The 643-nt window shown below is 71.5% G+C and carries 1 protein-coding gene; it reads left to right on the top strand.

From position 1 onward, the window contains the following. Positions 1–110 precede the first annotated feature (110 nt). Positions 111–542 carry an organic hydroperoxide resistance protein gene (locus Q1K33_RS17460; protein ID WP_300406019.1) on the top strand — a complete coding sequence of 144 codons (432 nt, stop codon included), beginning with the start codon at positions 111–113 and terminating at the stop codon, positions 540–542. The last annotated feature ends 101 nt before the right edge of the window (positions 543–643 follow it).

The raw sequence follows: 643 nt of genomic DNA, 5'->3' as shown, positions 1-643 counted from the left end.
AAGACGTGCCACAACTCCACAATTGTGCGCCGTGAGCACCCCCACCCGCCCCACCACCCACCCGCGCGCCGCTCCGGAACAACCGGCACGCGAGGACGGTTGAGGCAGGCATGACCAACACACCGACGAAGATCGTCTACACCGCCAAGGCCACCGTCACGGGCGGCCGCGCCGGCCACGCGAAGAGCGAGGACGGGATCCTCGACCTCGACCTCACTGCTCCGAAGGAGACCGGCGGTCCGGGCACCGGCACCAACCCGGAGCAGCTGTTCGCCGTGGGCTACGGCGCCTGCTTCCAGGGAGCGCTCGGCCTGGTCGCCAAGAAGCACGGCGTGGACGCGTCCGGCTCGACGGTCGACATCGCCGTGGGGTTCGGTCCCGAGGGCGACTCCTTCGCCATCACCGCCGACATCACCGCCACCATCCCGGGCGTCGACGACGCGAAGGCCCAGGAGCTCGTCGAGGCAGCCCACCAGGTCTGCCCGTACTCCAAGGCGACCCGCGGCAACGTCCCGGTGACCGTCACCGGCAAGGGCGCCTGAGCCTCACCTTCGAGGCCCTCACCGGACCTCCCTGCTCCACCTGCCGTCGAGTCGGCGCCGCGCGGCGCGGTCAGCGGGTGCAGAAGCGCGCCGGCGAGGGC

Source organism: Nocardioides sp. (assembly GCF_029937575.1).
Lineage (GTDB): Bacteria > Actinomycetota > Actinomycetes > Propionibacteriales > Nocardioidaceae > Nocardioides.
This window is presented reverse-complemented; position numbering and strand designations above follow the sequence as displayed.

Bases quoted from the DNA above. Each gene is read 5' to 3' on its own strand.
- Q1K33_RS17460 (WP_300406019.1), top strand. From the start codon at position 111: ATGACCAACACACCGACGAAGATCGTCTACACCGCCAAGGCCACCGTC.